General features: G+C 43.3%; 5 protein-coding genes and 1 tRNA gene. 4 read left to right on the forward strand and 2 right to left on the reverse strand.

The features are described from left to right. From PG862_RS14210 to PG862_RS14220, 3 genes are all read left to right on the forward strand, one after another. Positions 1–647 (forward strand): IS200/IS605 family accessory protein TnpB-related protein (locus PG862_RS14210; RefSeq protein ID WP_270707842.1); only part of this gene is annotated, 647 nt, incomplete at its 5' end. A gap of 343 nt (positions 648–990) precedes the next feature. Then, a complete protein-coding gene (locus PG862_RS14215) occupies positions 991–1,833 on the forward strand; it encodes a fumarate hydratase (RefSeq protein WP_270707844.1) in 843 nt (280 codons plus the stop codon). Positions 1,834–1,926: 93 nt separating this feature from the next. Beyond that, positions 1,927–2,550, forward strand: coding sequence for a Fe-S-containing hydro-lyase (locus PG862_RS14220; protein ID WP_333563224.1), 624 nt, complete (start codon positions 1,927–1,929; stop codon positions 2,548–2,550). 128 nt (positions 2,551–2,678) lie between these two features. Here PG862_RS14220 and PG862_RS14225 read toward each other — a convergent pair whose 3' ends face one another. Both PG862_RS14225 and PG862_RS14230 read right to left on the reverse strand, forming a co-directional pair. Further along, positions 2,679–3,602 carry an AEC family transporter gene (locus PG862_RS14225; protein ID WP_270707846.1) on the reverse strand — a complete coding sequence of 308 codons (924 nt, stop codon included), beginning with the start codon at positions 3,600–3,602 and terminating at the stop codon, positions 2,679–2,681. After that, positions 3,584–4,516 (reverse strand): ketopantoate reductase family protein, encoded by a 933-nt coding sequence (locus tag PG862_RS14230; RefSeq protein WP_270707848.1) that lies wholly within the window; start codon positions 4,514–4,516, stop codon positions 3,584–3,586. The genes PG862_RS14225 and PG862_RS14230 overlap by 19 nt, the downstream gene beginning before the upstream one ends. 247 nt (positions 4,517–4,763) lie before the next feature. Here PG862_RS14230 and PG862_RS14235 point away from each other — a divergent pair. Then, a tRNA-Ser gene (locus PG862_RS14235) sits at positions 4,764–4,851 on the forward strand. Positions 4,852–5,065: the final 214 nt, after the last annotated feature.

Genomic DNA, 5,065 nt, shown 5'->3' on the forward strand with positions numbered 1-5,065 from the left:
GGGCAGATGGCACTATCCTGGGACGTAAATTTATAAATTTCTCCAGTGATAAAGACCATTTGTATCATGTGCTTGGCAGAATCCGCCGTTTTCAGAGGGAACATTCCTCCAGACAGGTCCAAAGCCGATGGGATTATGCAAAAAGGCTGAATATGGAGCTGTCCCGCAAAATAGCTGCGGAGATCACGAAATATGCCGCAGAGTATCAGGCAGGTGTAATTGTGTTTGAGTATCTGGAAATGCAGGGAAAAATATCCGGAAAAAAGAAACAAAAGCTTCATTTATGGAGAAAGCGGGATATTCAGAAACTGTGTGAACATCAGGCACATCGGAACGGAATTCGTGTGTCCATGGTCAGTGCCCGGAACACCAGCAGGCTGGCCTGTGACGGAAGCGGAGTGGTAGTAAGAAACCCGGAGAACCATAGCCTATGTACCTTTCGAACGGGAAAACAGTACAACTGCGACCTGTCAGCATCCTATAATATCGGAGCGAGATATTTTATACGAGAATTATTAAAACCCTTGCCGGAAACGGGAAGGTCTTCACTGGAGGCAAAAGTACCTGCGGTGAAGCGCAGAACCTCATGTGTTTATGCAGATTTAAGAAAGCTTTATGTAGAAGTAAACAATTTAAAAGCGGCATAAACGCAGGCAGATATACAGCGGACTACCTGTAATGTGGAAACCAGCCGTATCCGGCGTGGAAAAAGTGCGTATCCGCACGAATTCTAAGTTACTGGCGTATCCGCCGATATTTAGTCTTGCCGTTTAAAACGGCTGAGAAGCACGTGACTTTAGCCATGTGAGGTTCACTAGATAGAGATAAATTCGAAATCTATTCAGGGGGTATTTTTATTACATATATTCGGAAATGATTGCAAGATTATTTAATTTCTATTATGATGATATAAGAGTCATTAATGATTAAGAGATACGGTTCTATCTGCGTAAGCAGATAAAAATTTCATGGAAGAAGGGTAGTTTTCAAATGAGAAGAATCAACGTTGAAACCATTACACAGAATATCAAAGAAATGTGCATTGAGGCCAACCATTTTCTGTCACCGGATATGAAAAAGGTGTTTGATGAGGCGGCAGCGAGTGAAGAATCTCCATTGGGACGTCAGATTTTAGGCCAGCTGGAAGAAAACTTATGTATCGCTGGTGAGGAGATGATTCCGATCTGCCAGGATACTGGAATGGCAGTTGTGTTTATCAAGGTAGGACAGGATGTACATCTGATCGGCGGTTCTCTGACTGATGCTATCAATGAGGGCGTGCGCCAGGGATATGTAGACGGATATCTCCGTAAATCCGTGGTTAAGGATCCGATTTACCGTGAGAATACGAAGGATAATACACCGGCTATCATTCATTATGAGATCGTAGAGGGTGAGCAGGTAGAGATCACGGTGGCTCCAAAGGGATTTGGAAGTGAAAACATGAGCCGTGTGTTCATGCTGAAACCGGCAGATGGAATCGAAGGAGTCAAGGATGCTATTCTGACAGCGGTGCGGGATGCGGGACCGAATGCCTGTCCTCCGATGGTAGTAGGCGTTGGAATCGGCGGAACCTTTGAAAAGTGTGCAGAGATGGCGAAGCACGCGCTGACCAGAAATCTGGAAGAGGAATCACCGGTTGAGTATGTACGTGATCTGGAAAAAGAAATGCTTGAAAAGATCAATAACCTTGGAATCGGTCCTGGCGGTTTAGGCGGACGGACAACCGCACTGGCTGTCAATATTGAAACCTACCCGACCCATATTGCAGGGCTGCCGGTAGGCATCAATATCTGCTGTCATGTAAACCGTCATGCGCACAGAGTGATTTGATGAATATTTTTAGGATTGCGAAAGTGCGAAGCACATAGCAATCCGGTATCAAAAGGGGAAAAATCTCTTGTGACCCTAACATCATTTGATAGTATGAAAAATGTACTCTCGGAGTCTTTCCTGCACAAAAAGATACCGAGAGCACATAAGATAGATTTGGAGGAAAATATGGATAGAACAATCACAGCTCCAATTGACAGGGAGACATTAAAAAGCCTGCATGCAGGTGATTATGTATATATAAGCGGAACCATCTATACGGCACGTGATGCAGCTCATAAGCGCATGATAGAGACACTGGATGAAGGAAGAGAACTTCCCCTTGATCTGAAAGATAATGTAATTTATTATATGGGACCGTCACCGGCCAGAGAGGGCCGTCCGATTGGTTCTGCAGGTCCGACCACAGCCAGCCGTATGGATAAATATACTCCAAGACTTCTGGATCTCGGCATGGGAGCCATGATCGGAAAAGGAAAGAGAAGCCAGGCAGTCATCGATGCCATCGTTCGCAATGGTGCCGTTTATTTTGCGGCAGTGGGCGGAGCCGGAGCAATTCTTTCAAAGTGCATTAAGGAATCGGAAGTGATTGCATACGATGATCTGGGAACAGAGGCGATCCGAAAATTGACGGTAGAAAATATGCCTATGATTGTGGTAATTGATTCCGAAGGAAACAATCTTTACGAGACCGCGGTAAAGGAATATCAGAGATAGGATAATAAGATATCAGATGTGGGATGACTCCCATCCCGCAGCAAGAATGCAGATGCATTTTTGAGTTTTATGAAGAGAGGTTATTGGCTGTTTTGCAAATAACCTCTCTTTTGTCGTGAAGAATAAAGTTATAATTGATAGAGATAAACCATGATTGGCATGGTTATCATACAAAGCAGAGTGGTAATTACGTTAATGGCACCAGCATAGCGGGCATCTTTTCCATATACCTGAGCCATCTGCGTGATTGTGGAGGCGGATGGGGTGATTGTGGCTAACAGGGTGACAAGCAGAATTTGTGAACCATTCTCAGCAAAAGAAGCAAGGCCGCTGAATTTAAGAAATAAAATTGTCAAAAGCGGTACACCGATGAGCCGCAGAATCGTGACAAGTCCAATATGGGGAAAAGCTAGAATTTCCTGGGGCGTGGTTCCGGCAATCAGCATTCCTGAGATCAGCATGGCCAAAGGACCAATCATGCTTCCCAGGGAGCGGACAGCGTTGTCCACTGGACCGGGAAGTGAAATCTGTGCCAAGAATAGAAAAATACCGAATAAAATGGCAATCATATTTGTATTTGTTATGATTTTTTTAAAATCAGGCTTCTTTTCTTCACAGATCATCATTTTGCCATGACTCCAGAGAAGAAAAAGCTGTACAGAGACGTAGGCGCTGGAATAAATAACCCAGTCTGGTCCTAGAATAGAGGAAACAAGCGGTATAACAAGATTTCCTGCATTAGAGTAGATGATAGAGGCTTTTTCAACTCCGTTAAGATGAAGAAGAGGTCCTATAAAGTAAAAAAGGACAATCAGGATGAGATGGATCAATACAGCAGCAGCCACCGCCAAAAGAAGCCCATTTAGGATGGAAGGGCTGCAGCTGACCTGAAAAGCAGATAAAATCGAACAGGGGACTACGATATAGACAGACAGGCGTGAAAGAATGCGGCTGTCATCTGAGCGGCAAATGCCAGTCTTTACCAAAACAAAGCCTAAAAACATGATGATAAATAATGCCGCAATTTTACCAACTAAAATTCCAATGGACATAATACTTTTGCTACCTCCTCATAACAGGGCATAGAGACAGAATATTTTTTTGCAAGTCGGAGTGGCTCCATGACAAGTCCGTCCAGTTCCGATGGTTTTCCTTCCATTATGTCACGCTGCATGGAAGTGGTGGCATCGGCAGATAAGTTGGAAAGAATCTCCAGATTTATTTTTACATAGTCTTTTTCAAAGGGATATCCCATGGCAGCAGCCAGAGCGCTGATTTCACGAATCATGGATTTAAATAATTCACGGGCAGGTCCTTCCTTTTGAAAATCTCCGGCCACGGCATGAAGGTAGACTCCAGCAGCTCCGATAGGGGAGACATAGGAAAATTTCTCCAAAGCATCCCTTTGGATATGGGTGGATAAAACTCCATCGATACCGCTTTCGCAAAGATCTGATTGAATGGCTGATAAAATCGGAGAAATATAGGAAGGATCCCTGGGACCGAAGACAACCCTTAAGATAGGACCGTGCTGAACCAGAACACCGGGATGTTCTAAGGATGCAGAAACATAGATGCATCCATCCAGAACGGTACAATCCGGTAATTCTTTCTGCACCCTGGCACCGGTTCCATATATATTTAAGATGGGAATAATAATTGTGCGGAGACCAGCGGTCTGTCGGATAAAAGGAAGGACGGAATCAAGGGAATATTCTTTTACGCATATAAAGATAACCTCCGGAGCCAGGGAAAGAGCACAGGATTCTTCCATGGATAATGCACGAACCTCAAGATGTTCTTCCGTCTGATCCCAGAGATGACGAATGATGAGACCGTTATTACGCATAGCATCAAGGTTGGAACCACGGGCAATGAATGTAACATCCTTTCCAGCTTTTGTAAGAGCAGAGCCAAGAATTCCACCAGTACCGCCGGATCCCAGGATCATATATTTTAAATTCATAAAAAAACTCCTTTCTGAATCCTAATCTGGATTGCTGCGTGCGATGCGATGCACTCCTGCAATCCGCCAAAACATCTATAGTATCATATCATAAAATATATTGAAAAATGGTGGTTTAAAGGAAATAAAAAAAAAGAAAAAACTTGGATAAATTTGCTTGACATTTTAAATTTTCTTTGATATAATGAGACACGCGTCTGACAAAGAAATGCGTTAAGATGCAATTGAATATTTTTTTTATTACTGCGGAGAAATACTCAAGAGGCCGAAGAGGCGCCCCTGCTAAGGGTGTAGGTCGGGCAACCGGCGCGAGGGTTCAAATCCCTCTTTCTCCGTTTCTTTTTTTAAAAAAGCTAGAAAAAATAAAAACAAAAAAGTGCTTGACACTGATGAGTTTTCGTGATAAACTAGCTGAGCTGTTGAAGAAACGGCGCTTTTGAAAAAGAAAAACAAAAAATAAATTAAAAAAGTTGTTGACAAGCAAGAATGCTTATGATAAAATATATGAGCTGTCGCTGAGACAACAAAGAACCTTGAAAACTGAACAGT

This window comes from Clostridium fessum, assembly GCF_027698965.1.
Lineage (GTDB): Bacteria > Bacillota > Clostridia > Lachnospirales > Lachnospiraceae > Otoolea > Otoolea fessa.